Source organism: Paramicrobacterium humi (assembly GCF_900105715.1).
In the GTDB taxonomy this organism is placed as follows: domain Bacteria; phylum Actinomycetota; class Actinomycetes; order Actinomycetales; family Microbacteriaceae; genus Paramicrobacterium; species Paramicrobacterium humi.
This window is the reverse complement of sequence record NZ_FNRY01000001.1, coordinates 2645440-2670357: the sequence shown is the minus strand read 5'-3', so window position 1 is coordinate 2670357 and position 24918 is coordinate 2645440. Positions and strand designations below refer to the sequence as shown.

At 65.9% G+C, this 24918-nt stretch carries 25 protein-coding genes, 1 tRNA gene and 2 pseudogenes; 9 read left to right on the top strand and 19 right to left on the bottom strand.

The annotated features are described in order from the left end of the window. Window positions 1-54: 54 nt before the first annotated feature. On the bottom strand, window positions 55-1122 hold the full coding sequence (locus tag BLV49_RS13275; RefSeq protein WP_143034059.1) for an FUSC family protein: 1068 nt from the start codon (window positions 1120-1122) through the stop codon (window positions 55-57). Window positions 1123-1202: 80 nt separating this feature from the next. Here BLV49_RS13275 and BLV49_RS13270 point away from each other — a divergent pair, with 80 nt between their 5' ends. Further along, window positions 1203-1892 carry an SDR family oxidoreductase gene (locus BLV49_RS13270; RefSeq protein WP_091185362.1) on the top strand — a complete coding sequence of 230 codons (690 nt, stop codon included), beginning with the start codon at window positions 1203-1205 and terminating at the stop codon, window positions 1890-1892. A 7-nt stretch (window positions 1893-1899) separates the two neighbouring features. Here the strand turns inward: BLV49_RS13270 and BLV49_RS13265 are convergent, their stop codons facing one another. Continuing rightward, window positions 1900-3000: a glutamate--cysteine ligase 2 gene (locus BLV49_RS13265; protein ID WP_091187344.1), complete on the bottom strand. Its 1101-nt coding sequence runs from the start codon at window positions 2998-3000 to the stop codon at window positions 1900-1902. Window positions 3001-3085: 85 nt separating this feature from the next. On the opposite strand from BLV49_RS13265, the gene BLV49_RS13260 reads away from it, so the two are divergent. Then, entirely contained in the window at window positions 3086-3886 is an 801-nt protein-coding gene (locus BLV49_RS13260) for a class II glutamine amidotransferase (RefSeq protein WP_176980847.1), read from the top strand. Between the two features lie 91 nt (window positions 3887-3977). Continuing rightward, a complete protein-coding gene (locus tag BLV49_RS13255) occupies window positions 3978-5438 on the top strand; it encodes an MFS transporter (RefSeq protein WP_342706633.1) in 1461 nt (486 codons plus the stop codon). Between the two features lie 3 nt (window positions 5439-5441). Here BLV49_RS13255 and BLV49_RS13250 read toward each other — a convergent pair whose 3' ends face one another. Further along, window positions 5442-5840, bottom strand: a complete 399-nt coding sequence (locus tag BLV49_RS13250; protein ID WP_091185354.1) for a ChaB family protein — start codon at window positions 5838-5840, stop codon at window positions 5442-5444. Window positions 5841-6023: 183 nt separating this feature from the next. Here BLV49_RS13250 and BLV49_RS13245 point away from each other — a divergent pair, with 183 nt between their 5' ends. Further along, window positions 6024-7661, top strand: a complete 1638-nt coding sequence (locus BLV49_RS13245) for a RecQ family ATP-dependent DNA helicase (RefSeq protein WP_091185350.1) — start codon at window positions 6024-6026, stop codon at window positions 7659-7661. Window positions 7662-7685: 24 nt separating this feature from the next. Here BLV49_RS13245 and BLV49_RS13240 read toward each other — a convergent pair whose 3' ends face one another. Beyond that, window positions 7686-7922 carry a DUF2795 domain-containing protein gene (locus BLV49_RS13240; protein WP_091185347.1) on the bottom strand — a complete coding sequence of 79 codons (237 nt, stop codon included), beginning with the start codon at window positions 7920-7922 and terminating at the stop codon, window positions 7686-7688. A gap of 371 nt (window positions 7923-8293) precedes the next feature. Between BLV49_RS13240 and BLV49_RS16955 the strand changes: the two genes are divergently transcribed. After that, complete coding sequence (locus BLV49_RS16955; RefSeq protein ID WP_176980846.1) at window positions 8294-8440, top strand: hypothetical protein; 147 nt, start codon at window positions 8294-8296, stop codon at window positions 8438-8440. An 18-nt stretch (window positions 8441-8458) separates the two neighbouring features. Here BLV49_RS16955 and BLV49_RS13230 read toward each other — a convergent pair whose 3' ends face one another. Next, on the bottom strand, window positions 8459-10009 hold the full coding sequence (locus tag BLV49_RS13230) for an arylsulfotransferase family protein (RefSeq protein WP_091185341.1): 1551 nt from the start codon (window positions 10007-10009) through the stop codon (window positions 8459-8461). Between the two features lie 76 nt (window positions 10010-10085). Between BLV49_RS13230 and rlmC the strand changes: the two genes are divergently transcribed. Next, window positions 10086-11210, top strand: a complete 1125-nt coding sequence (gene rlmC / locus BLV49_RS13225; protein ID WP_091185338.1) for a 23S rRNA (uracil(747)-C(5))-methyltransferase RlmC — start codon at window positions 10086-10088, stop codon at window positions 11208-11210. Window positions 11211-11213: 3 nt separating this feature from the next. On the opposite strand, the gene BLV49_RS13220 is transcribed toward rlmC, so the two are convergent. Beyond that, a complete protein-coding gene (locus BLV49_RS13220) occupies window positions 11214-11423 on the bottom strand; it encodes a hypervirulence associated TUDOR domain-containing protein (protein WP_091185335.1) in 210 nt (69 codons plus the stop codon). Window positions 11424-11443: 20 nt separating this feature from the next. Next, window positions 11444-11890: a sigma-70 family RNA polymerase sigma factor family protein gene (locus BLV49_RS13215; protein ID WP_091185331.1), complete on the bottom strand. Its 447-nt coding sequence runs from the start codon at window positions 11888-11890 to the stop codon at window positions 11444-11446. 156 nt (window positions 11891-12046) lie between these two features. Between BLV49_RS13215 and BLV49_RS13210 the strand changes: the two genes are divergently transcribed. Further along, entirely contained in the window at window positions 12047-12784 is a 738-nt protein-coding gene (locus tag BLV49_RS13210) for a TMEM175 family protein (protein ID WP_091185327.1), read from the top strand. On the opposite strand, the gene BLV49_RS13205 is transcribed toward BLV49_RS13210, so the two are convergent. The 7 genes and pseudogenes from BLV49_RS13205 to BLV49_RS13185 all read right to left on the bottom strand — a co-directional run bounded on the left by BLV49_RS13205 (window position 12757) and on the right by BLV49_RS13185 (window position 17403). Continuing rightward, window positions 12757-13122, bottom strand: a complete 366-nt coding sequence (locus BLV49_RS13205) for a VOC family protein (RefSeq protein WP_091185324.1) — start codon at window positions 13120-13122, stop codon at window positions 12757-12759. The genes BLV49_RS13210 and BLV49_RS13205 overlap by 28 nt on opposite strands. Before the next feature lie 74 nt (window positions 13123-13196). Beyond that, window positions 13197-13661: an MBL fold metallo-hydrolase gene (locus tag BLV49_RS13200; protein ID WP_281245336.1), complete on the bottom strand. Its 465-nt coding sequence runs from the start codon at window positions 13659-13661 to the stop codon at window positions 13197-13199. Window positions 13662-13859: 198 nt separating this feature from the next. Further along, a complete protein-coding gene (locus tag BLV49_RS17060; RefSeq protein WP_218132632.1) occupies window positions 13860-15758 on the bottom strand; it encodes an AAA family ATPase in 1899 nt (632 codons plus the stop codon). After that, window positions 15759-16072: pseudogene (locus BLV49_RS17455) on the bottom strand (TIGR02391 family protein); the annotation flags it as partial. A gap of 459 nt (window positions 16073-16531) precedes the next feature. After that, window positions 16532-16861 (bottom strand): ImmA/IrrE family metallo-endopeptidase, encoded by a 330-nt coding sequence (locus BLV49_RS13190; RefSeq protein ID WP_091185321.1) that lies wholly within the window; start codon window positions 16859-16861, stop codon window positions 16532-16534. Further along, a complete protein-coding gene (locus BLV49_RS16950; RefSeq protein ID WP_176980845.1) occupies window positions 16858-17028 on the bottom strand; it encodes a hypothetical protein in 171 nt (56 codons plus the stop codon). Before BLV49_RS16950 ends, BLV49_RS13190 begins: the two co-directional genes overlap by 4 nt. 3 nt (window positions 17029-17031) lie before the next feature. Continuing rightward, on the bottom strand, window positions 17032-17403 hold the full coding sequence (locus BLV49_RS13185; protein WP_176980844.1) for a transcriptional regulator: 372 nt from the start codon (window positions 17401-17403) through the stop codon (window positions 17032-17034). 349 nt (window positions 17404-17752) lie between these two features. Between BLV49_RS13185 and BLV49_RS13180 the strand changes: the two genes are divergently transcribed. Both BLV49_RS13180 and BLV49_RS17480 read left to right on the top strand, forming a co-directional pair. Further along, window positions 17753-20239, top strand: coding sequence for an AAA family ATPase (locus BLV49_RS13180; protein ID WP_176980843.1), 2487 nt, complete (start codon window positions 17753-17755; stop codon window positions 20237-20239). Between the two features lie 63 nt (window positions 20240-20302). After that, window positions 20303-20437: pseudogene (locus BLV49_RS17480) on the top strand (IS256 family transposase); the annotation flags it as partial. Window positions 20438-20752: 315 nt separating this feature from the next. Here the strand turns inward: BLV49_RS17480 and BLV49_RS13170 are convergent. The 5 genes from BLV49_RS13170 to cmk form a co-directional block, all read right to left on the bottom strand. Next, window positions 20753-20826 (bottom strand) — tRNA-Pro (locus tag BLV49_RS13170). An 89-nt stretch (window positions 20827-20915) separates the two neighbouring features. After that, on the bottom strand, window positions 20916-21752 hold the full coding sequence (locus tag BLV49_RS13165; RefSeq protein WP_091185310.1) for a DUF1684 domain-containing protein: 837 nt from the start codon (window positions 21750-21752) through the stop codon (window positions 20916-20918). After that, on the bottom strand, window positions 21749-22666 hold the full coding sequence (locus tag BLV49_RS13160) for an NUDIX hydrolase (protein WP_091185308.1): 918 nt from the start codon (window positions 22664-22666) through the stop codon (window positions 21749-21751). Before BLV49_RS13160 ends, BLV49_RS13165 begins: the two co-directional genes overlap by 4 nt. A gap of 63 nt (window positions 22667-22729) precedes the next feature. Continuing rightward, entirely contained in the window at window positions 22730-24244 is a 1515-nt protein-coding gene (der, locus tag BLV49_RS13155; protein WP_091185306.1) for a ribosome biogenesis GTPase Der, read from the bottom strand. Beyond that, window positions 24237-24917, bottom strand: coding sequence for a (d)CMP kinase (gene cmk, locus BLV49_RS13150; protein ID WP_091185303.1), 681 nt, complete (start codon window positions 24915-24917; stop codon window positions 24237-24239). The genes der and cmk overlap by 8 nt, the downstream gene beginning before the upstream one ends. Window position 24918: the final 1 nt, after the last annotated feature.

Genomic DNA, 24918 nt, shown 5'->3' with positions numbered 1-24918 from the left:
CGCTTTCGGTGGGTTCTCCCAGCTTGCCCGGAGCCGGGCGAAGCGGCAAATGCGTCACTGTGTTCGCGCCCGCTCGTCGATGCGGCGCTGGATCGTGCGCAGGGCGAAGATGATCGTGCCGGAGCCGGACTCGACGACCTTTTCACGGTGGAGCGTGTCGATGACGTCCCGCATCGCCGCCGCGCAGCGTTCGCCGGCTTCTGCCGTCCCGTCACCGGCGTCCCACGCGCGAATGTACTCGGCGATGCTGCCGAGCGCGGTGCGCAGCGGGTCGATGAGCTCCGGCGGAATCTCCACCGTCACCGGCTCGTGCCAGATCGCCCCGCTCAACGCCTCCGTCACGTCGGACAGCCGGCGAGCGACGAGTCGCAGCGCATCCAGATCCTCGTACACTCCCGACAGGCTGCCCTTGTGCCACAGCTTCCGCGGGTTCGCCTTGCCGCTCTCGCGGGCCTCGTCGGCGAGTTCCTGCGTCTCATCGAGCGAATGGCGCAGCTCTCGCACGCCGTCGAGCCAGTCGCGGCCGTCCGGCGGCCATTCCGCCTCGAGAACGTCCGCGAGGTTCTCGACCTGGCTGGCGATCTCGAGTCGCAGGGTCGAGAGCCGGGTGCGGGCGGAGTTGAACTCGAGGGGCGGGACGAAGACCAGGTTGACGAGGGTCCCGACGAGCAGGCCGAGGCCGAACTGCACCACATAGCCGATGCCGTACGACTCGGGGTCGTCGACGCCGAGAATCACGACGAAGACGCCGGCTATCGCGACGTAGATGCGACCTTCGCCGAGTCGTCGGATGCCGGCGACGAGCACGCCGAGGCCGGCGGCGAGCGGCGCCCGGAGGAACCACGGCATGCCCGTCGCGATCAGGAGCCAGCCGAGGGCGACACCGAGCACGATGCCCACCACCATCTCGACGCTCGAGCGGATGGACCCGATCACGGTCGGGGTCACGCCGAGGAGCGCGCCAAGCGGTGCGTAGTAGGCGTACGTGTCGAGTTCGCCCGGCAGAAGCACCCCGAGCAGCCACGCTCCGATGACAGCGATAGCCGTCTTCAGCGCCAGCAGAAGCCGAAACGGCGAGAACACGGATCGAACCACCTGACGCGCAACGGAGAGATCTGCCACGCTCTTCATCCAATGGGCGAGGCAGCAGCGCGGCAAGAGCCTTGACAGCACCTGCCGCGCATGCGTGGCACGATTGCAGCATGGCCGTTCATCTCATCACCGGCGCGGGCTCCGGCATCGGCGCCGCGCTCGCGCGCCGCCTCCACGAGCGGGGCGACTCCCTCGTCCTCCATGCGCGCGATGCGGGACGCGCGCGGCAGCTCGTCGACGCCTTCCCCGGCGCGACGACGCTCGTCGGCGATCTCGCCCAGCCGGGCCGGCTGTCGTGGGCCCTCTCGAAGCAGTCCCTGCCCGCGCGCCTCGACTCGCTCGTGCACGTCGCGGGCGTCGTCGATCTCGGCGCCGTCGCCGATCTAGCCCCCGCGGCGTGGGAGAGCCAGCTCGCCGTGAACCTCGTCGCTCCCGCCGAGCTCACGCGGCTCCTGCTGCCTCTCCTGCGTGCCTCGCGCGGGCACATCGTGTTCGTCAACTCGGGTTCCGGCCTCGCGGCACGAGCGAACTGGGGCGCCTACGCCGCGTCCAAGCACGGTCTCAAAGCCCTCGCCGACGCGGTCCGCGACGAAGAGCACGCCAACGGCGTGCGTGTGACGTCGGTGTACCCGGGGCGAACCTCGACGCCCATGCAGCAGAAGGTGCACCAGCAGGAGGGCAAGGACTACGACCCGAGCCGCTTCATCGACCCGGAGTCGGTGGCCACCGGCATCCTCACAGCCCTTGACCTGCCGCGCGACGCGGAGCTGACCGACCTGTCGATCCGACCGGGCTCCTGAGCCGGTCCTACTCGTCTTGACCGGCGGTGACGCGCGCGAGCTCCGCGACGACGTCGCTCAGCTGACCCGTCTTCTCGAGCATGGCGCGCTGCCGCGCCGCTCCCGTGCCGCGTGCCAGGATGCGCTCGACGCCCGCGTTCACGAGCTCGAGATCTCCCGAGGCGTCAAGCGCGGGAGTGAGCAGATCGAGAAGCTCCTCGAGCGCCGCGCGAGCGGCCACCGGTCGCATGGTGCGCGGGTGGAGCAGGTCGGCGTCGAGGCCGTGGCGGCTCGCCTGCCAGTTGGCCAGGCGCACCATCGTCGGCGAGAACGTCAATGCCGGTTCGCCGTCCTGCCACTGACGTGCGGCCGTGTCGACCAGTGCGCGGCACAAGGCGGCGATGAGCACCGTGTCGCGCGCATCGGCGCACACGTCGGCCACGCGGATCTCCACGGTCGGGAACCGGTGGGACAATCGCGCGTCGAAGTACACCATGCCGCGATCGAGGATCACGCCCGAGTCGAGCATGGCCTGCAGGAGGCCCTCGTACCCGTCGAGCGAGCCGTGGACCGGTTGCGGGCCCGCCGAGGGCCAGCGCTGCAGCGCCTGCGACCGGTAGCTCGCGTACCCGCTGTCCTGGCCCTGCCAGTACGGGGAGTTCGCGCTCAGCCCGATGAGCAGCGGCGTCCAGGTTCGAATGCGGTCAAGGACGGCCACGCCCTCCTCCGGCGATTCGACAGACACGTGCACGTGGCAGGCGCACGTGAGCTGCTCGCTCGTGGTGAGACCGAAGTGCTCGATCATCTGCTGGTAGCGCGGGTCGGTGTCGACGGTCGGCTGCACCGGGAGCGGTGACGTGCCGGAGGCGATGACACGCGCGCCCGCCTCGCGAGCCGCGTCGATGGCGGTGCGCCGCCACGCGCGCACGTCCTCGCCGAGCACGTCCATCCGCTCGGTCGGCGGCGTGTCGGTCTCGAGCTGCTGCTGTTGGAGCTCGCCCTCGAGGGAGCCGCCTTCGTCGCCGTTCTCGGTGTCGGCGTTGCGAATCGCCCGGGCCGCGACGGCTCGGGGGATGCCGGTCTCCGCATTGACGAGCAACAGTTCTTCTTCCACTCCTACACTCCGCATGTCGCCCACTCTGTCAGTCAACGGGTTGTACTCGCACGGGCTTGGCGAGAGGCTCGAGAGACGATATGCAGGAAGGACGGTGCACATGTGCCGACTGTTCGGATACGTCTCTGACCGGCCGACGGCCGTGGTCGACGAGCTGGGGGCGGACGGCTTCAGGGACTTCACGGCCCTCACGAGCGTCCACGGGGACGGCTGGGGCATGGCGTGGCACGACCCGGAGGATGGGCACACGCGAACCGCGCGCTCGCCGCTGTCCGCGCACGACGACCCGGAGTATGCGCGGCTCGCCGCACGCCCGCTCGGCTCGGCCGGCATCCTCCATTTGCGATGGGCGACGGGCGGTCTGCCCGTGCGGCCGGAGAACACGCACCCCTTCGTCGACGGGGACTACGCGTTCGGGCACAACGGGCACATCGCCCCGATGGAGAAGCTCGACGAGCTGCTGACGCCCGAGTCGCGGCAGAAGCTGCGCGGAGACACCGACAGTGAGCGATACTTCCGCCTGATCATGCAGTGCATACAGCAGTGCGACGACGAAGCGGAGGGAGTGACGATCGCTCTGCGCATCCTCATGCGCGAGTTCCCGAACGACAGCTTGAACTCGCTGCTTCTGACGCCGACGAAGCTGTTCGCCGTGCACGTCAACAGTCGCGCCGATTCGCCGAAGGAGGGCCTCCGCGCCCTCTTCGAGTCCCCCGACGCGATCCCGGCGCGGCACGAGAACGAGTACTACGCGATGGACTACCAGCGAACCGAGAGCTGCGTGCACGTGATCTCGAGCGGACTCGACGCCGACCACTGGACGCCCGTTCCGCAGGACACCGCGGCGATGATCGACATCCAGTCGCGGGAGCTCACGCGGCTCGAGCTGATTCCCGCGTAGAAGCGCTTCTGTCAACCCCCGTGCGCGGCGTCAGGAGGAACCCTAGCCTGAGCCAACGGGCGCCCGTCCTGCGCTTCCGGAGGGAGAGATCATGGCCGAAGGGCTTCGCACCATCGCAACCCGCATCCCGGCTCGGATGGATCGCCTGCCGTGGGCGCGATGGCATTGGCTCGTCGTCGTCGGCCTCGGCACCGTGTGGATCCTCGACGGCCTCGAGGTCACCATCGTCGGCGCGATCGCCGGCCGACTCACCGAGGACAGCAGCGGGCTCGGCCTCACGACAGGAGAGATCGGGCTTGCGGCGGGCATCTACGTCGCCGGCGCCTGCTCGGGCGCGCTCGTCTTCGGCTATCTGACCGACCGGTTCGGGCGGAAGAAGCTGTTCATCATCACCCTCGGCCTGTACTTGCTCGCGACCGTCGCGACGGCGTTCTCGTTCACGCCCCTGTTCTTCTTCATCTGCCGGTTCTTCACGGGCGCGGGCATCGGCGGCGAGTACGCGGCAATCAACTCCGCGATCGACGAGCTCATCCCGGCGCGCCGCCGCGGCGTCGTCGATCTCGCCATCAACGGCTCGTACTGGCTCGGCACGGCGTTCGGCTCGATGCTGACCGTCGTGCTCCTGAACACCGACATCTTCGCCGCCGGCCTCGGCTGGCGCCTCGCTTTCGGTCTCGGCGCGGTCCTCGGACTCGTGATCCTGCTCGTGCGCCGCAACGTGCCCGAGTCGCCGCGCTGGCTGTTCATTCACGGCCACGACACGCAGGCCGAGGAGCTCGTCGGCTCCATCGAGGAGACGATCGAGAGGGAGACGGGCACGACCCTGGAGACGGTGCCGGACGACAAGGAGATCAGGATCCGACAGCGCCGTTCCACGGGCTTCGGCGAGATCGCCCGCACGGCCGTGACGCGGTTCCCGAGGCGCTTCGTTCTCGGGCTGTCGCTGTTCATCGGCCAGGCGTTCCTGTACAACGCCGTGTTCTTCACCTACGCGCTCGTGCTCACGGAGCTGCTCGGCGTGCCCGACGACATCGCCCCGTGGTCCCTCGTTCCGATCGCCATCGGCAACTTCCTCGGCCCCATCCTGCTCGGCCACTTCTTCGACAGCGTGGGCCGCAAGCCCATGATCGCGAGCTCGTACATCGGCAGCGGCATCCTGCTCGTGGTCACCGCTCTCATGTTCGGAGGCGGGATTCTGGATGCCACGTGGCTCACCGTCTGCTGGTGCGTCGTGTTCTTCTTCGCCTCCGCCGGAGCGTCGAGCGCCTACCTCACGGTGAGCGAGATCTTCCCCATGGAGACCCGCGCCATGTCGATCGCGTTCTTCTACGCGGTCGGCACGGGGCTCGGCGGCATCATCGGGCCGATCCTGTTCGGGCAGCTCATCGGCGGCGGCATCCAGTCGGTCACCTACGGCTACTACCTGGGCGCCGGGCTGATGATCGCGGCGGGCCTCGTCGAACTGTTCCTCGGCATCAACGCTGAGCGCCGGTCGCTCGAGGACATCGCGACGCCGCTCTCGGCCGAGAACCCGACCGTGCCCTCGTCCTGACGGCTACGACTCGCGCGATTCGCGCGTCTTGCGCTTGTTGGCCTTGTCGATCGCGTCGACGAGTTCGTCCTTGTCCATCGTGCTTCGCCCGCTGATGTCGAGCTTCTTCGCGATGTCGTAGAGGTGCTCCTTCGAGGCGTTGGCGTCGACACCGCCGTGCGTCTTCCCGCCGGAATCGCGACCGCCCTCTGCCTTGCTGTCACTCGGGCCCGAGCTGTCCTTCTTCTCCCAGTGGTCGCCGACCTTCTCATACTCGTGCTTCAAGGCCGCGAACGCCGTGCGGTGCGCCCGCTCGCCTTCCCCGTACTCGTCGACGGCGGAGTCGTGCGCCTTCGACCAGATCGCTTGAGCGTGCTTCGGGGAGCGCTTGATCGTGTCGGGCATTTCCTTCGATGCGGGCATGTCGATCCTTTCTCGCCAGAGGTCCCCTTGGGGGCCGTTTCCTCACACCCTACGAGCGAACCGGGCCGGTCACGAGGGCCTTGCGCGCAGGCTGCGGATATACCAGGGACGGGGCGTGAGGCAAACCCCGTGCCCTGCAGCCGAGAGCGGGGTTGAATGAGAGAACGCGCACGAGAGGACACGATGCCCGCACACAGCACGATCGAACGCGCACGGGAGCTTGCCGCCGAGGCATTCGGCTGGGACGAACTGCGCTCGGGCCAAGAGGACGCGATCACGGCGCTCGCCGAAGGCCGTGACGCCTTGTGCGTCATGCCCACCGCCTACGGCAAGTCCGCCATCTACCAAGTCGCGGGGATGCTCGTGGCGGGCCAGACCGTCGTGGTCTCGCCGCTGCTCGCGCTGCAGGCCGATCAGATGGCCGGCATCGCCGACGCGCCGGATGCGCCGGCGGCCGTCGCCGTGAACTCGGCGCAGAGCGACTCGCGCAACGAGGACGCGTGGCGCTCCCTCGCGGTCGGTGAATCGGAGTTCATCTTCCTCGCCCCCGAGCAGCTCGCGAAGGCCGAGGTCGTGGAGCGCTTGCGGAACAGCGACGTGTCGCTCTTCGTCGTCGACGAGGCGCACTGCGTCTCCGCCTGGGGACACGACTTCCGCCCCGATTACTTGCGCCTCGGCACGATCATCGAGCGGCTCGGCCATCCGGTCACCCTCGCGCTCACCGCGACGGGCGCGCCGCCGGTGCGGGAGGAGATCGTCGAGCGCCTCGGCATGCGGGAGCCGCTCGTGCTCACGCGCGGCTTCGACCGGCCGAACCTCTGGCTCGGCGTGACGCGTCACGAGTCGGAGGACGACAAGCGCGAGGCCGTGATCGATCAGGTTCAGGAGCTGCCGAAGCCCGGTCTCGTCTATGTCGCGACCCGGCGCGCCGCCGAGGAGTACGCGCAAGCGCTCGCGGAGCGCGGCCTGCGCGCTGCCGCCTACCATGCGGGGCTGCCCGCGAAGGAGCGCACGCGCGTGCACGAGGCCTTCCTCGATGACGAGATCGACGTGGTCGCGGCGACGAGCGCGTTCGGCATGGGCATCGACAAGCCGAACGTCCGATTCGTCCTCCACGCGGCGGTCACGGAGTCGCTCGACAGCTACTACCAGGAGATCGGGCGTGCCGGACGGGACGGCGAACCGGCGACGATCGAGCTGCACTACCGGCTCGAGGACCTCGGCCTTCGCCGGTTCTTCGCCGCCAAGCATCCGGACGCCACCGTCGTGCGGAGCATCATCACGGCGCTGCACACCGCCGAGCGCCCGGTGCGGAACACTGATCTCGCGAAGGCTGTCGACGCGAACCCGCGGAAGGTCAGCGGTCTTGTCGGGCTGCTGCACGACGCCGCCGTCGTGCAGCGTGCGCGTGGCGGTATCCGACTCGCGTCCGGCTTCGACGGCACGGCAGCGGACGCCGCGCGACTGGCCGACGAGCAGGCGCAGATGCGGGAGCGGATCGACGAGTCCCGCATCGAGATGATGCGCGGTTACGCGGAGACGTCGGGGTGCCGGCGCCAGTACCTGCTCGGCTACTTCGGCGAGCGACTCGACGAACCGTGCGGGCGATGCGACAGCTGCGACGCCGGCACCTCGGAGGCCGCGGACGCCATCGCCGACGACCCGTATCCCGTGCAGTCCCGGGTGCGGCACGTCGAGTGGGGCGAGGGCGTCGTGATGAGCACGGAGGATGACCGCATCACCGTGTTCTTCGAGAGCGAGGGCTACAAAGTGCTCGCCCGCGAGGCGATCGCCCAGAACGATCTGCTCACGACGCTGTGAGCCGGTCGCTCCCGGTGCGGCCCGTCAGGCCGACGCGTAATCGTCGACGACCGGTCCGGTGAGGGCGCGCAGCTCGAGGAGGACATCGCGCGTGCTGCTGTAGTTGCGCTCGGGTAGCGCTCGGAAGAGGTCGAGCTTGTCGGGGCTCTCCCGGCGCGCGTTGACGACGAGATCGTCCCGCGTCGCCGGATAGTCGAGGCTTCTCAGCCAGCTCGCGTCGATCGGCGTGCCACCGGTCTTCGTCACATCGTCATTTCGCATCGCCGTCCCCTATCGCTTTCGAGATCGCGCCCTCGGCGGCACACCTCGTTCGAGCTCCACAGAGCCGGTCGGACAGGACTCGTCATCGAGCGTTGCCGAATCTGTGGCCGTTGATTCACTTGTGACGGGTGATATTACCCTCGGGCAGACGCACTCGCTAGCCCTCCGGCGAGGGGACGAGAACCAGCGCACGAACCGGTAAACTGAGGGCAGCATAACGGGACATGGGGGTCATCGTGACAATGCTTGGCGCAGACGCGTCGCGCGACCAGATGCATGCTGAAGGCGATTACGTCCAGCGGGATCGCAGCGACATATCGCTCGACAAACTCTCCGATAACGAGTGGCGCGTCTGTGACCGACGGGTCCCCGTGCACGACGCGTCATCGGTTCTCGGACTCATCGAGAAGACCGCGGAAGGCTACGAGGTTCTCGCGATCGAAGGTGGGCCGAAGCGCAGCGTCGAAGGGAGCCTCGATGACGCCGTGGAAGTCTTCGCCGTGCCCTCGACACGCTGAGCGTCGTTCAACGGGCGCTCACGTCGCCGCCCGAAGAGCGACGATGGCGGAGGAACCGAGGACCGCTCCCCCGGAATCCCGCGCTTCCGCACGGATCACGGCTGCGTCCGCGCTCGCCGGGATAGCGATGCTGGTCTCGAAGCCGGTGCGTTTCGCCGTCGCCACCTCGGAGAGCTTCGCTTCGCTCGGTCCCGCGAGCAGTCGCCAGCTGGCGACGTCGGTCGCTCCGTTCCAACTCATGTAGGCGCGCGTCGTGCCGTCGTCATCGGCCTGCGCCGCCACGGCCGGCGGCGCGGCCGGCTTCCCGGTCCACGCGTGCCGGTACACCCGATAGGAGCCGGTGCCGAGCTCGGTGAGCCCGAAGACCGCTTCCCCGTCGGCCGTGAACTCGGTCGCGGCCGGCGCACTGCCCCAGCCGACGAGCACCGAACCGTCCTCAAGCAGCTGCGTGTTTCCCATCGCGTAGCCCTTGTACTTCCCGTATCGAAAGGCGCGATCGAGCGTCACGCTCTTCGCCGATTCGTCGACGGCGAGGATGAGCCCCGCCGAGATGCCCTCGTCGCCCTTCACACCGTTGTTGTCGAAGAGGCTGATGCGGTCGGGGCCGTGCCAGCGCGCGTCATGCTGCCAGGAGAAGGCCGCATCGTCCGGGATCGTGAAGTCGCTTGCGCTCCCGCCAAGGCGCCACAGAACCTCGCCCGTGCGGCGGTCGAGCGCGTACAGGGCGCTCGTGTGTCGCGCCGAGACGAGCAGCCGGTCGCCTGCGGCATCCGCCGAGTTGATGTGGAACGGGTCGAAGGCGTGCTCGGCGTCCGCGCCCGTGGTGTCGTCGTCGATGCGCTTGGCGCTCTCGTCGAGCGGCACGTGCGCGAGCATGTCCCAGTCCAGGAGGACTTTGCCCGTCGCCACGTCGATCTCCTGCACGCGGCAGCCGTACATGTAGCCGTCGCGGGGACCGCCGAGCGGCCGAAGGTCGGTGCGCACGATGGGGTAGGCGGTGACGAGCGCGGTGTCGCGATCGGTGAGGGTGAACTCGTGGAGGTCTGCGAGGCAGCCGGCTCCCGCGCGCACAACAGCGATCTGCCGGTACGAGTTGTCGAGGATGTAGCCCGTGCCTTGCCCATTTCCCGCGCCGACGTGTCCCGCCCAGTACGTGAGGACGGGCTTTCCGCGGTAGGTCTGCACGCGCACATCTCCCGTGTCGACGCCGGTCGGCGCGATCCAGACCGGCTCCCCGTCGTCGTCGAGGATCCCGCCCGTGAACATGTCGGTTCGGGGGCTCGCGAACAGGTAGCCGGACGCCGGCGTTGCACCGGGTTTGCGCCAGGATTGCACGGCGGCGATCGTCAGCGCCGTGCTGACGAAGCGGCGGAGCGCGGGCTCCTTGGGCTCGTCATCGCCCGCGTCCTTCTTCTCGCCGTCCTGCGCGTCATGCGCGTTCTCCAGGAACTGGCCGCCGCCCCACACGGCGATTCCGCCGACGACGGCGCCGCCGAGCGCGGCCGCCGAGAGTCCGAGGACGTGGCGCCGCGAGACGCCCCGCGGGTCCTTCTCGTCGTCGCTCGACATGTTCGGATGCTAGCACCGCCCCTTTGCACGCTCCTCACGGCGCCAGCGGAACTCGCGCGGGTACACTCGACGCTCGATGCAATGTGCCTATTTCGACGCGGGAGCGTGCCGCTCGTGCACTCTCATGGGCGAACCGTATGAGGATCAGCTCGCTACGAAGGACGCCGAATGCCGTCGGCTGCTCGAGCGCCACGACGGAATCGAATGGCTGCCGCCGGTCGCAAGCGCCGAGAGCGGCTTCCGAACGAAGGCGAAGATGGTGGTCGGCGGAAGCGTCGATGCCCCGACGCTCGGCATCATGAACCGCAGCGGCCGGGGCGTGGATCTGCGCGAGTGCGGCATCATTTCCCCCGGCATCCTGAACGTGTTTCCCGCGCTCGCCGACTTCATCACCCAAGCGGCCATCACCCCGTACGACGTGCCGGCCAGACGTGGCGAACTCAAACACCTGATCGTCACCGAGTCGAGCACCGGAGCGCTCATGCTGCGCTTCGTCCTGCGCTCGCAGGAGCCCGTCGCGCGCATCCGCAAGCACTTGCCTGGGCTGCGTCAGCTGGTGCCGCGGCTCCAGGTCGTGTCGGTGAACATCCAGCCTGAGCACAAGGCCGTGCTCGAGGGCGAACGGGAGATCGTGCTCACGGACGCCGAGTCTCTTCGGATTCCGCTCGGCAGCGTGGAGCTGAATCTGCGGGCGAAGAGCTTCGTCCAGACGAACACGCAGATCGCGACGGCGCTCTACGCGCAAGTGCGCGGGTGGGTCGAGGAGCGGCGGCCGGAGAGCGTGTGGGACCTGTACTGCGGCGTCGGCGGCTTCGCCCTCAATTGCGCCCACGCTGCTGGCCGGGTGACCGGCGTCGAGCTGAGCGAGGAAGCGATAGTGAGCGCCTCGCTGAGTGCACAGGCGGCGAAGCTGACGAACACGAGGTTCGTCGCCGGTGACGCGACGACCTTCGCCGAGCGCCAGTCTCGGCATCCGGATCTCGTCATCGTCAATCCGCCCCGGCGCGGCATCGGCGACCGGCTTGCCGCGTGGCTCGAGCGTTCGAGCGTTCCGCACGTGGTGTACTCGAGCTGCAATGCCGTAACGCTTGCGAGCGACCTCGATGCGATGCCGTCGCTGCGTCCGGTGCGTGCGCGCGTGCTCGACATGTTCCCGCAATCGGGTCACTACGAGACCGCTGTGCTGCTCGAGCGCGCGTGAAGGTCAGATCTTGGTGAGGGCAGAACCCTTGTGCATCGCGACGTGGTCGGTCTTGTCGCTCTTGATCTCGTACTGAGGATCGTCGGGCGTGCACCGCCGCATGTGCCCTTTGTATTCGACATCTTTCGTGTGCACCTTGGTGATCGTCCCTGAGACGTGCCCCGCCTCCGAGTTCCAGCCCACGTGGTCTCCGACCTTGAACGAATTCGCCATCCCCGCCTCCTGCTCGACGCTTACACGTGGTTCCAGTGTCGCAGGCGTTGAGCCCGCAGCCGGATCCACACGGCGCTGATGAGGTGGCCGGTGAAATCGATGGTGATCGCGGCGCTGGCTTCGTCGCCGTGGTTGAGCATGAGGCCGGCTTGCCCGTTCACCGAGCGTTCCTCGATCACGAGTCCCGGCCGAGGCGCCATGCCGTGAACGAGAAGCGCGACGGCGTCACCGACGCCTCCCACGACCCTGATGCTCGAATCGCTCTCTTCGCCGGCGTCGACAACGACGGCGACGGCCGGGTCGAGCAGTGCCGCGAGAGACACCGGATCTCCGCTCTCGCTGGCGACGCGGAACTCGTGCACAGCGGAGTAGTGCATGGGCCGAGCAAGCCAGTCCCAGAACCTGTCCCAGAGCAGGGCGAGGCCAGCGCGAATGGGACGCGCGTCCGAGTTCACTGTGAACGACATTGTTCGTGCCTCAACCTTGCGGTTCCAGTGTACGTCCGATGCTTCTCATGGTCGCCTCCGATCGCCATTCCGTGTGGGCTACAGCGATGACCCGACAGAGGTCGCTTTCGTGACCGGTTGCTGGCGACATCGAACGCGGCGTGTGTTAAATGGCATATGAGCAGCGACGGCGCGGCGCAGGAATCAGCGGAGACTTACGGCCTCGGTCGGATCGAAGCCTTCTCGGACGGCGTCATCGCTGTCGCGATCACCTTGCTCATTCTCGACCTGCGGGTGCCGGAGCCCGAGGAAGGCGCTTCGCTCGCAAACCGATTCGGCGACATGTGGCCCAACTATCTCGCGTACGTCATCTCGTTTCTCGCGATCGGCATCATGTGGATCAACCACCATGCGGCCCTTCGCCGTCTGAGAAGCGCCGACCACTCGGTTGTCATCGTGAACCTGATTCTGCTGCTCTGCATCGTGACGCTGCCCTTCAGCACCTCGCTCTTCGCGACGTACTTGACCGAGCCGCAGGGCGGGCATCTCGCCGCCGTCATTTACGCGGGATCGTTCCTCGTGACGTCATCCGTGTTCCTCGCGCTGCAGTACCTCATCCTGTGGCGCCCGGCCACTTCTCCTCCACGGCCCGATGACGACCCATCAGCGGCGGCCGCTGCTTCTTCGCAGCGCGATCGCCGCCCCTGTCTACCTCATCGCTGCGCTGCTCGGATTGGCGAGCCCCTACCTCACGTTGGCGACCTGCATCCTGCTCGGGCTCTTCTACCTGCTTCCCCTGCGGCCGGGAGTCCCGCGCGGAGACGACGCACGACCACGAGGGGCAGACGGCGTCTGAACCGGCCGGCGGTCCCGAATCGCGCCGGGCGTCAGCTCAGGCAGAGGCAGAACGGGTGACCGGCGGGGTCGAGGAACACGCGAAAGGTCTCCCCTGGCTGGGTCTCCGCCTTCGTCGCACCCGCGGCCAACGTCGCCGCTTCCGATTCGTCCAGGTCACGCACCATTACGTCGATGTGCATCTGCTGCGGAACCTCTTGCCCCGGCCACTCCGGTGCGCGGTAGTTCTCAACGGACTGGAAGGAAATGCACGATTTGCGGTCGTCCGGACGAATGTCCACCCATTCGCCGTCGTCACCCTGTTCGACGTTCCAGCCGAGCATGTCGGCGTAGAACGTCGCCAGCGCATCGGCGTCAGGGCAATCGATCACGACACTGGGAAACGCTGCGTAAGCCATGGTGGGCAAGCTACCACCGTGACGGGCGACGCGCTAGAGAGCGAGCCCGCCTGTCTCGGGCATCGAAGCGTCGATCAATGGCCGCGCGCGATCCATTCCTCCAGGTGTGGCTTCTCAGCGCCGATCGTTGTCGTGTCGCCGTGACCCGTGTAGACGACCGTCTCTTCCGGCAACGTCAGGAGGTGCGTCCGGATCGACTCGATGATCGTCGGGAAGTCGCTGTATGAGCCCCCCGTCGCGCCGGGCCCGCCTTGGAACAGGGTGTCACCCGTGAACACGGCGTTCAGAGAGGGCGCGACGAAGCACGTCGACCCTGGTGAGTGCCCAGGTGTGTGCACTGCGCGCAGCTGGACGCCTGCTACGGCATACTCGTCGCCATTTGCGATCGCGGCGTCCGGTGCCGTCTCGTAGAGTGTCGAGCGGGATCCGTGGTGCCGACGATGTGGTCCCCTTTGGTCCCGGCTCCCCCCGACCCAAGAAGCGCCATGGACCAGTTCCTCACATTGCCTGCGTTGCGTTCGACCAACCCATTTGTTCAAAGGATGCTCGACTCGGTCCAGTGCGCACCAGGAGACGAGAACAGTGCAGGACCGCCGTTACCGAGTGCGTCAACGCGACGTCATGGCCAAGGGTAGTTCAAGCGCTGTTTGATACCGCCACCGTCTCGCCGGTCGCATCGATAAGCGCTTAGTCAATCGCCCAAAGTTCCTGCTCCTTGCGCCTCCAACACCCTTGAGTCATTCCGCCGGAGGTTCCAGCACCTGGACTCTCAAGGATTCGGAGGGTATGGCAACGGAACGATTGTTGATCTTGAACTCTTCTTGAGCGAGACGCCGAAACTCTCCCAGCGTTTTCTTTCCATGTCGGTGTCGCTCAGGATCGTCATCGAACGCTTTATTGCATGCAGTGGCGACGGCGCCAGGATTCGGTGGTTTTCCTTCGCGCGAGCGGCGGCGCGAATCTACGGCATTGCGCTGCGTGATCATCGTCTCTAGTGAGTGCTGTTTAGTAACTTCGGTTGCTCGCTGAAGCATGTCGGCAATGTTCTCAGGAGTCAGTTCACTAAAGACTAGTCCTAGGTGCTCCGGTGCTAGAAAGTGGCTTTCCACATCCGTTCCCACGGTCACAAACGGAGCGGCTCCTGCGGCTAAGACAGCAGCCTCAAAATCAGCGACTTGATCATCGTCGAGGTAGTCGCGGTCGCGGTGGATAACGACCCGAGTGCCAGGAGCGTGCTCTGCGATGAAACGGGCGAGCGTAGCAGCAGCCTGAGTCTGGCTCGAACCAGAGTAAGACCAGATATCAAATTCGCCTTCGGCAAGTCCAGATGACAAGGCCAATGCCCTCAGGTATTCAGTATCGCTATCCTCTGTGATCAGAACGGTCGAGGTGTCTCCGTTCCTGAGCCGGTCGCCAGCGTCCAGGGCACCAAGTTCTAGTAGGGCAGCCACCCGATCAAAGTCACCGTCACGAAATTCACCGGCGCTCATCCACTGGACGATCGAGTTGTGTTGTCCGAGTTCGTCCAGCATGTGTCGAGAGTGTGTGGAGATCAGCACCTGGAAGGTCCTCTCAGCAGCCAAGGAAACGAGGAGCCGAGCGAGCTTACGCTGATTGTCGGGGTGCAAGTGCGCATCGGGCTCGTCGAGAATCAGCAGTCTCGGCTCGTAGAGTCCGACGTATGCAAGCACCTGGATTGCCTGCAGGACCCCAGTCCCCGAGGACTCGATGGGAAGACGCGGGCCATGCTCGCGAGTCGCCCAGGCCGAGATGTATTCGTCAGAAGCGTCGTCGAACGCCACCTCAATCTTCACGTCAGGGAATATTTCAGCTAACGACCTTTCGAAGTTCCCCCATGCCGTTGGATTCTTCGAGAGTTGCAGTAAAACATTGCGGAACACGGAGTTCGCGTCACCCCGAGCTGCCGCCCGTTGCACGACGCCGCTCGATTGAAACGCCTCGACGGCGGGAATTCCGGCGAGCCCGGGCGCGACGACGGAGAACGGTTCGGTCAGACGCTCTAGCCGCGCGCCGAGTGTCTGACCGGAGATGTTGACCTGGATGTTCTTGTTCTTACCCTTCTTCACCGTGACTTCAGCTGAGCCCAAATCATCGGTCTCGAAAGTCACCGATATTTCATTGCTGTTTGTTCGGAGAGCGCCCCCGTGCGCTAGCGCGTCAACGTCGCGCAGCGGCGTGTAGATGAGCTGTTGGGTGGCAAGTGAACCTGGCCGCGTACCCTCCGCGCGAATCCAGCCGCGCGCTCCTGTCAGTTCGAGGCTCTGAGCGACCGATACGGCGAACTGAATCGCCTGGAGCAAGCTGCTCTTGCCGGCGTTGTTGGGGCCGACGAGCACCGTGACGTTGCCGAGTGTGAGTTCGGCGTCAACAACCGACTTGAATCGCTGCACCCGCACCTTATCCAGCATGTGACTCCCTCTCTCGGTACCCTTCCCCATGGCGCCGCCCGAACGGCAGAACACAAGCAGCCACGCGCTGCCGATGCGTGTGTCAGGTCGATCGAAGGGGTCTCGCCATGTCCAGGCTAGCTCGCCGTTCCGCGAGATCGCTCCGTCCAGCCGACGATGGATCAGAGATAGCGTCCCCAGCACGTCGAGACCGCCCAGTTCGCTCATCGTCCAGTGCAGCTTGGGCTCGTGGGCCACCGAATTCCGGAAGGCGCTGAACAACCCCTTCGCGAGGTTGGCTATACGGAGTTGCTCATCTCGCTCGGTGCGGGTTTGCCCCCGTTGATCCGGAGTGGCGGGTCTGAGCCGGCCATCGTTTTCTCGATGAGCGCGTATCCATCGGCATCAACGCCGGTCTGAGAACGAACCCGTGCTCCCAGGCCCTTGAGCGCCTCAAAAACCGTTTCGTAGTAAACCTTGCGGACGAGGTCTTCTCGACAGTACGCAAGTGCCTCGGCACGCGCCTCGCGTTGTTCAAGAATCTTGTGGAGCCGTTCGAGCGGGCGAGGGCCTCGGTATTGGCAAATGCCTTACTCGCCGTTGCTACTCGTCCATAGGCGAGCACTTCAAGGCTCGCTAGCGAGAGAACCTGATTGAGCTCATCACGCGCGATGTCAGCTCGGGACTTGCGGTCGAGTGTCCGTTCCGGCCGCATCGCCGCTCGCACAAGACCGATCAGCGCATTCCCATTGGCAGTCTTTGTTTGATTGCTGGAGACAGCGTGGGCGAGCCGACGCCACTTGGTATAACCTTCGCCTGGGTCAGAGCGGAGCGGTACTTCAGACATGATGCGCGTGAGTTCACTGCCGCTGTAAAGGTCACTGACAATCTTGGAGACGACCTCGAAGGTCCCGAGGGGAAGCGCTGATCCGGTTGGTCATGAATGGTTCACGCCCATCTCGCGCGAGCTCGCTGCATGACTTTGCGTGCTCCGCTCTGGTTCATTCTCCAGGGGCGATCCCGAGGCTGACGTTGTAGGCATCCGCTGTCTCCTCGTCGGTGGCGCTCGCTCGGGCGAGCCGGAAGGCTCCGTCGTTGGGGATCAGCATCGTCCCCGGGGAGCCAGTCGGCTTCAGCTTCTTGGTCGCCACCCAGCCCACACTTGCTCTCGTCGGAAAGGAGACGCCAAACTGGTGCTCCAGGATGACGTGGGCGAGTTCGTGGCACATGGAGGTGCGACGACGGGTCAGGGGCTGAGCGTCGTTCTCTAGGATGACTACCCCGCTCGCGTTCGGGATCAGGGCCCGGACAGTGCGCTTCCGTCCGCTCACAGGAAGTGGTCACGCGCGGCACCATCGAGGTCGCTGAGTTGGACGACTGGGATGCCGTACTCAGAGGCGAAGGCGTAGGGGTCGAACGGCGCGTGCGCGTCGCGGCCGATCTCGGCCCTAAGCTCTAGCGCGAGGCTCTTCGCCTCGGTCTTGAATCCTCGACGCACGAGTCATTCCTGGGCCCGTGCACGTTCTATGGTCGCGCCGATCACCTGTTGCAGGTACCTGACGTCGGTCTCGCTGAGATCCTTCCGGGCGCGCAGGAGCGGCGCGAGCTGCGCCATGAGGTCGGGTTCGGGGTTGTCGTTGGCATCGCGCTGTCCCTCGTGCGCGAAGAATTCCTCGGCCGGGAGTCGGAGCCAGGCGATGATTGTGGCGAAGCCGTCGGTGTCCGGCTTGAGGCCGTTGCCGAGCCGGGATAGCAAGGAGGGGCTCACGCCGTTCTCGCCAGCATGTACGCGCGCGACGAACGCGCAATCGTCGTTGAGGCGAAGGAGATTCGATGACCTACCCGACGAGCGTGCACTGTTGCGCAGGCTCACGCGAAGAAGCGGAAGCTCGAGGGAACCGCCTGTCACGTGCGTGCCGGACCACGCTGCTGGCGGATGCCTGGCTATCATTAGCGACGCGACGAAGCGCAAGCAGATTGGGGAGCTAAGAGTTGACGACTAATCTCGAGCTAGGTGGATCCGGACTTGAGTCCGAGCTGCCTGCTTTTATCCGACACATGACGCAGACGGACCCAGCGATGGCGGCTCTCCTCGAAAGCCTGCTGCCCACTCTGACGAATGTATCAACCGAGGACGAACGTCGGGCCGCTCGCGCAAGTTTCAATTCGAAAGCAAAGGCAACACTGCTGGCGAGTCTCACCGATTCCGAGGAGGGAGACGCTTGACTCGCTACTTCTTGACTCGCGTGTCTGTCGAAGGATTTCGCGGAATCAACAATGATGGCGATCCCCTTGTGCTTTCGTTCAAGTCGGATCGCGTCAACTCTGTGTTCGCACCGAACGGCTCGGGCAAGAGTTCGCTGTACGAGGCACTCGAGTATGCGTTCAGGGGCAGCGTCGCGCGTCTAAACCAAATGCAGTCTGCAGAGAGCCCCGCCAACTACATCGCAAATCTCTTTCATTCTCAGCGAAAGGCAACGATCGAGGTCACACTCGCTCCGGATGACGGGGGCTCGGACGTCAAGATCGTGGTCGAACGCGAGTCATCCGGCGAGCGAACGGTGTCGTCAGTCGACGTATCTGACCCAGACGCACTCCTTGCCTCGATGAACGAGGACTTCGCACTACTCGACTATGCGGCATTCAACCGGTTCATCGAGGATACAGCTCTTACTCGAGGTCGATCTTTCTCTTCTCTTCTTGGGCTCTCGGAGTACGGCGAGTTTTTGCGGACGCTGAAAGCCGTGTCCAACAGTCAGACATTCAAGTCAGATCTTGAAGTTGCTCAGCTCGAGGCCGAGAATACGAGTTTGCGAGCCAGGGCCGACGAAGCGCTGCGGGATTTTGTAGCCCACTACCGGACGCTGACTGCCCGAGAGATCGACGATGTTTCGCGAGCTGACCGCTGGGGCGACGAAGTCCTCTCCTCACTCCGAGGAGTTGCTCTGCTATCCCCTCTCCTGGAGGACTGTTCCAGCCTCGCAGCGGTTAATTTCGCTGCGTTGAAGAACGCAGTCTTCGAAGCAGAGAGTGGGGCGGTACGCGAACGACTTGCCACTCTCACGACGACGCGAAACCTCTTGGACGAGAGAGTGGCTTCACGCGCTCCAGTTGACGCTTCGAAGGACCTTGAGCGTCGGCTGAGCGAGTATGACGAAGCCTTGTCGGCAGCGGCAGAATCGGAGCTACAGGGCTTACTCTCCGCCGCGAGCGAGTACCTTCATCTTCATGAGGACACATCGGCATGCCCGCTTTGCGAGCGGCCCGGAGCCGACGGGCTAGCGGAGCGAGTCGATGAACGACTTGACGCCCTCGCGGAGCTGAAGCGTTGCGAAGAGGCGCTTCGCACCGAAGTCTTCAATGGTGTTTTCGTCTCTCGCCTTGGTCTACTGGAGCAAGGTACGGTTCCGCCGCTTGATGATATGTCCTCTGTCGCGGCGGCCTTGCGAACCCAAGTACAGACTGGGATCAACCTGACGGATGACGACATCAGATCCGCAGAGTCCCGATTAACAACCCTCGAAGGACTACTTGCCCTGCGGGCGGAGTCAGTTGCGACTGCGCTTGAGAAGATCGAGGCCTCCCTGCCCCCGTCGCTGGTTCACCTAGCGGAACTCGTCGCCACCGCGGAAGCCGCACGTACTGAACTAACCAGGCATATTGAAGCAAAGTCTGAGGCGGACAAGGCTCAACGCAAGCTTGACGCCATCACTGACTGGAAGCGCTTCATCGACTCGTCCTACCGAACGTTTGCGAGCGCGGAATCCAAAATGTCTCAGCGGATCCTTGGAGAGCTGCGCACGGACTACCAAGAGATCTTCGCGGGCATCATGAGTGTCGGTGACATCGTGCCAAATCTCAATCGCGCAAACGGCACGGAACAGCTCACTGTAGAACTATCGAAGTTTCACAGCGCCGAGTCTGTATCGGCGCGTGCGGTGTTGTCGGAGAGTTACCGGAACGCGCTTGCGATCTCGGTCTTTCTCTCCGCTGCAGCACGCCATGGACGAGCTCCACGGTTCGTCGTACTCGACGACGTAACGTCGAGTTTCGATGCCGGCCATCAGTACCGCATGATGGAGCAACTCAGAACTCGGTTGCAACATGACGGATCCAATGATGGCCTTCAGGTCATTCTGCTAAGTCATGACGTGACGTTGGAGAAGTACTTCGATCGCCTGGATGACGGACAAAGTTGGCATCACCAGAAGCTGCAGGGCTGGCCCCCGCTAACTCCTGTTAAGTCTCACAACCAGAACGTTGACCGCCTTCGCGACGATGCCGAGAAACATCTCCGAGCTGGACGGACTTCGGAGGGCGCGGGACTCATGCGGCAGTACTTGGAGTTCGTTCTTCAGCAAGTTATCCGCAAGCTCCAGATACCTGTACCAATCGATCTCGCAGTGAACGAGCATGCCATCATGGTGGGTTCATGCCTGGATGCCATTGTTGATGCAGTCAAAACCCGTGAGAAGCTTGGCACGATCGTGCTAGAGCAACAGCAGATCTCCGATCTCACGGGGCGACACGTGCCTGCCATCGTTGCTAACTGGGTGAGCCATTACGGAAGTTCCGGGTCGGCGGTATTCTCGCCACCATCCTTGCTTGCGGTGCTCGGCGACATAGATGGCATCCGACGATGCTTCCAGTACGACGAATCCGGAAGCGGTAACTGGAGATTCTACAAGTCGCTGACCAAACGCTTTTAACGCGGACACGTCCCACCGGGAGGTTGACGATCCGATAGCCGCTCAGCCTCTCTTGACCAATCGCTGTTCACCTACATCAGCTACGGCAACCCCCGCACTACGAGTCCGCTCGAGGGCGGCATCAACAGTCAGATCCGCAACGTCCTCCGCAGTCACCGCGGCATGAGCGAGGAGCATATGAAACGCGCCGCGGAATGGTTCCTCACCCTCCACGAACTCACCCTCGACGAAGCACTCGCCGCCGCCATCCACCCGCAGGCAGCAACACCCACCAACTCAGAGACAGAACACGACGAGGAGGACCAAACCCCGAGCCTCTACGACACCGGCCTCAGCGCCGACGAAGGCCTCTGGACCCGCTCCGGATGGGCCGGCCGAGCATGACACGCCCGAACCCACCAACACGTTCTGGCCTATAAGCCCCTATAAGCACCGAAAAGGACTACCAAACCAACAGGTGAACCCGCTCCCCGCGGGTTCACCTGTCCACGATGTCCTGAGACATCACATCGGTCGGGCTGACAGGATTTGAACCTGCGACCCCTTGACCCCCAGTCAAGTGCGCTACCAAGCTGCGCCACAGCCCGATGCTCCGACTCTCGGCCGAAGCAACCTGACCAGTCTAGCGTGTCCGAGGCAGTGCTCTTGACCACGGCGGCGGCCGGGCGCGTCGCCGTCAATCGAGCGCTGTGCCCTCGGCATCCACCGGCCACTTCTCCCCAGCTTCGATGGCGATCGGCAACACGTTCTCGGCCGGCGGCAGTGGGCAGTTCCACGCCGGGCTGAACGCGCACGGCAGGAGGCGCGCGCGGTTGAGGTCGACGAAGGCGACGTCTCCGACCTTGACGGCATCCGGTCCGGTCAGCGGCAGGTCGAGCACTCGCCCCGCACCGTAGGAGCTCTCGCCGTTTGTCGCGTCGCGGAACGGGATCGTCAGGGAGCCCTCGTGCTCGGTGGCGAGCAGCACGTAGAAGTGCTCCCCCACGGTGAGCACGACCTCGGCCGCGACCGGGACATCGACGGGCCTCGGGTCGCGGTAGTGCGCGATCGTGACCGTGCGCTCCTCCTGCGGCGGTTTGATGCGTGCAGGCACGAGCCACTCGGGCGCGTAGTCGAACACGTCGATGCGGTCAAAGCGCCGCATGCGCTCGGAGTCCTTGTTCCACACCTGCAGCGCGAACTTCTCGCCGTCGTAGCTGAACACGACGCCCTCCGAGCCGTCAGGGAATTCCGCCGTCGTGGGCCCGTCGAGCGAGAGCCAGTGCAGCGTCGCCTCGCCGTCGACGAGCTCGCCGCCGATGCGGACGCCGTCGGCGGCATCCGCTCGCACTCTCAAGCCGCGTTCGGCCGGAAGCGGCGACCAGCGACCGGGAGCGGGCTCGACCACCTGGTCGTCCTCGGTGACGTGCTCGCCCCACACGAAGGCGAGCGGGCTGCGCGGTCCGCGCATCTCGTCATTGCGGTCGTGGCGCCAGGCGCTCCAGCGCCCGCGGAAGGCGTCGAGCTCGGTCATCGCTTCGCCGCCTCGTCGATGCGCTCCCACAGCCAGCCGGCTCCGTGCACGCGCCCTCCCCTGCTCTCGACGCGGGAGGTCAGCTCCCGGTCGCTCGTGATCATCGTGACATCGTTCGGGTGCTCCGCCACGAGAGCGGACACCTGCTCCACGATCTCACTGTCACCCTCGTGCGGCGCGTTCACCACGCGGATGCCGTCGACATCCGCGATGCCACGGGCCTTGCCCTCGACCACGAGAGTCACGTCAGGGCACCAGCGGCTGCCGGGCAGGCCCAAGTCGTCGGCGTCGACGCCGTGGTGCACGAGCGTGTGCAGGCCGTCCCTCAGGCGCTCCGCCGCGGCGGCGCGATCCTTCCACCAGCCGTCCGGGCGAGCGCCGACGACGTTCGCGGCATCGACGACGAGCTGCGGGCGCCGCCCCAGCTGGGCGCTCAGCATCGGCCACGCCGCGGCGAAGCCCGGGTGAAGCGGAAGCTCGGCGACGCGGTCGACCGGCACCCACTCGAGTGCGATCGACTCGGGGTCGTTGATCGCCGGCTCGAAGCTCTCCCGCACCTCGGCGACGACCGTCGTGTACGACCAGTAGCCGACCGAGAACACCGACGCGAACCGGGCAGAGAGAGCGGATGCCGGCACAGCAGCCTCTTCGTGAGCCTCGCGCAGCGCGCCGTCGATCGCGTCCTCGCCCTCGTGCAGCGCGCCGCCGGGCAGTCCCCACGTGCCGCCGCGGTCGCTCCACTCGGCGCGGTGCTGCAGCAGGATGCCGCGGGCAGGATCCCAGGCGAGCAGCCCTGCGGCGCCGAAGCGTCCCCAGTAGCGGCCCCGGTCCCCCTCCACCCACGCGTCTCCGGGGTTGCGGGGACCGTGAGGGCGGCGGGGTTCACCCGGAGCGGGCGGGACGATGCGTGGCACGCTTCCAGAATCTCACGATTCCCCGAGGCGGGGAGCCGTAAGACGTGCTGTGACGGCGCTGGGCTACCGCTGGCGCTTCTCGCGCACGCGCATGTTGATGACGATCGGGCTGCCCTCGAAGCCGTAGATCTCCCGCAGGCGGCGCTGGATGAAGCGACGGTACCCGGGGTCGAGGAATCCCGTCGTGAACAGCACGAACGTCGGCGGGCGCGTGGACGCCTGCGTGCCGAACAGCACGCGCGGCTGCTTGCCGCCGCGCAGCGGGTGCGGGTGCTCCGCGACGAGCTCGGCGAGGAACGCGTTGAACTTGCCCGTCGGAATGCGCGTGTCCCACGACTCGAGCGCCGTCTCCAGCGCGGGCACGAGCTTCTCGAGGTGGCGGCCCGTCCGCGCGGAGATGTTCACGCGCGGCGCCCACGACACGTGCGCGAGATCCTGTTCGATCTCGCGCTCGAGGTAGCGGCGACGCTCGTCGTCGAGCAGGTCCCACTTGTTGAACGCGAGAACGAGGGCGCGGCCGGATTCGAGCACGAGGTCGATGATGCGCACGTCCTGCTCGCTGATCGGCTGGCTGACGTCGATGACGACGACAGCGACCTCGGCCTTCTCGACCGCCGCGCTCGTGCGCAGCGACGCGTAGAAGTCGGCGCCCTGCTGCAGGTGAACGCGACGACGGATGCCGGCGGTGTCGACGAACCGCCAGATTTTCCCACCGATCTCGACCTGCTCGTCCACGGGGTCCCGCGTGGTTCCCGCGAGCTCGTTGACGACGACGCGGTCTTCTCCCGCGGCCTTGTTCAGCAGGCTCGACTTGCCGACGTTGGGGCGGCCGACGATCGCGACGCGGCGGGGGCCGCCGACCTCGTCCTTCGCCACGCGCGACACTTCGGGAAGCACCTTGAGGATGTCGTCAAGCAGGTCGGCGACGCCGCGGCCGTGCAGAGCCGAGACGGGACGCGGCTCGCCGAGGCCGAGCGACCACAGCACGGCCGCATTGGGCTCCTGCCGGATGTCGTCGACCTTGTTGGCGGCGAGGAAGACGGGCTTCTTCACCCGGCGCAAGAGCTTCACGACGTGCTCGTCGGTGCTCGTGGCGCCGACGTTCGCGTCCACGACGAACAGCACCGCGTCGGCGAGGTCCATGGCGACTTCCGCCTGCGCGGCGACGGACGCGTCGATGCCCTTCGCGTCGGGCTCCCAGCCGCCCGTGTCGACGACGGTGAACCGGCGCCCGTTCCACTCGGCCTTGTACGACACGCGGTCGCGCGTGACGCCGGGGGTGTCCTCGACGACCGCTTCGCGACGACCGAGGATGCGGTTCACGAGCGCCGACTTGCCCACGTTCGGGCGGCCGACGATCGCGAGCACGGGAAGCGCGGGCAGGAACGTGACTTCGTCGGGGTTCTCGGAGGCGGCGTCGAGCACCTCGAGGTCGCCCTCGTCGAGTTCGTAGTCCTGAAGGCCTCGACGCAGGGCGTCGGCGCGCTGCGCCTCCTCGTTCTCGTCGAGGGCGCTGAGCGTCTCGGCGAGGTTGTCCTCGCTCGCGTCGTAGTCGTTCTCGGGCGGTGTCTCAGCCATTGCTCGTCCTTGCGGTCTGCCGGGCGATCACGTCGAGCACTGCATCGACGGTCTGATCGAAGTCCAGGGTGGTGGAGTCGACGGTCACGACGCCGTCTGCGGCGGTCATGAAGTCGACGACGCGCGAATCCGCGGCGTCACGCTTCCGAAGTTGTGCGGCGACGTCACCGGCGTTCTCGGTGGTCAGCTCGGCGGAGCGCCTGGCCATTCTAACCTCTTCCGCCGCGGTCAGCAGGATCCGCACGGGGGCGTCAGGGGCCACGACAGTCGTGATGTCGCGGCCTTCGACGATGATGCCGTCCTTCGGGGCGCGTCGCATGATGTCGCGGAACATGTCGTTGACGTGGCTGCGCACCTTGGGCACTCGGGCGACGCTGCTCACGACGCCGGAGATGCGCGGCTCGCGGATCGCCTCCGTCACGTCGGTCTCCCCCACGTGGACGGCGTAGGTGTCGGGGTCGACGCCGATGTGGTAGTCCCAGTCGGGCAGGATGTCGACAACCGCTCGCGGGTCGCCCGCCTCGACACCGCGTTCGATGACGTACCAGGCGAGCGCCCGGTACGCGGCGCCGGTGTCGAGGAAGTTGAAGTCGAGGCGGAGCGCTGCCGCCTTCGAGACGCTCGACTTGCCGGACCCCGCGGGGCCGTCGACCGCTACGACGATGTCTGCCATG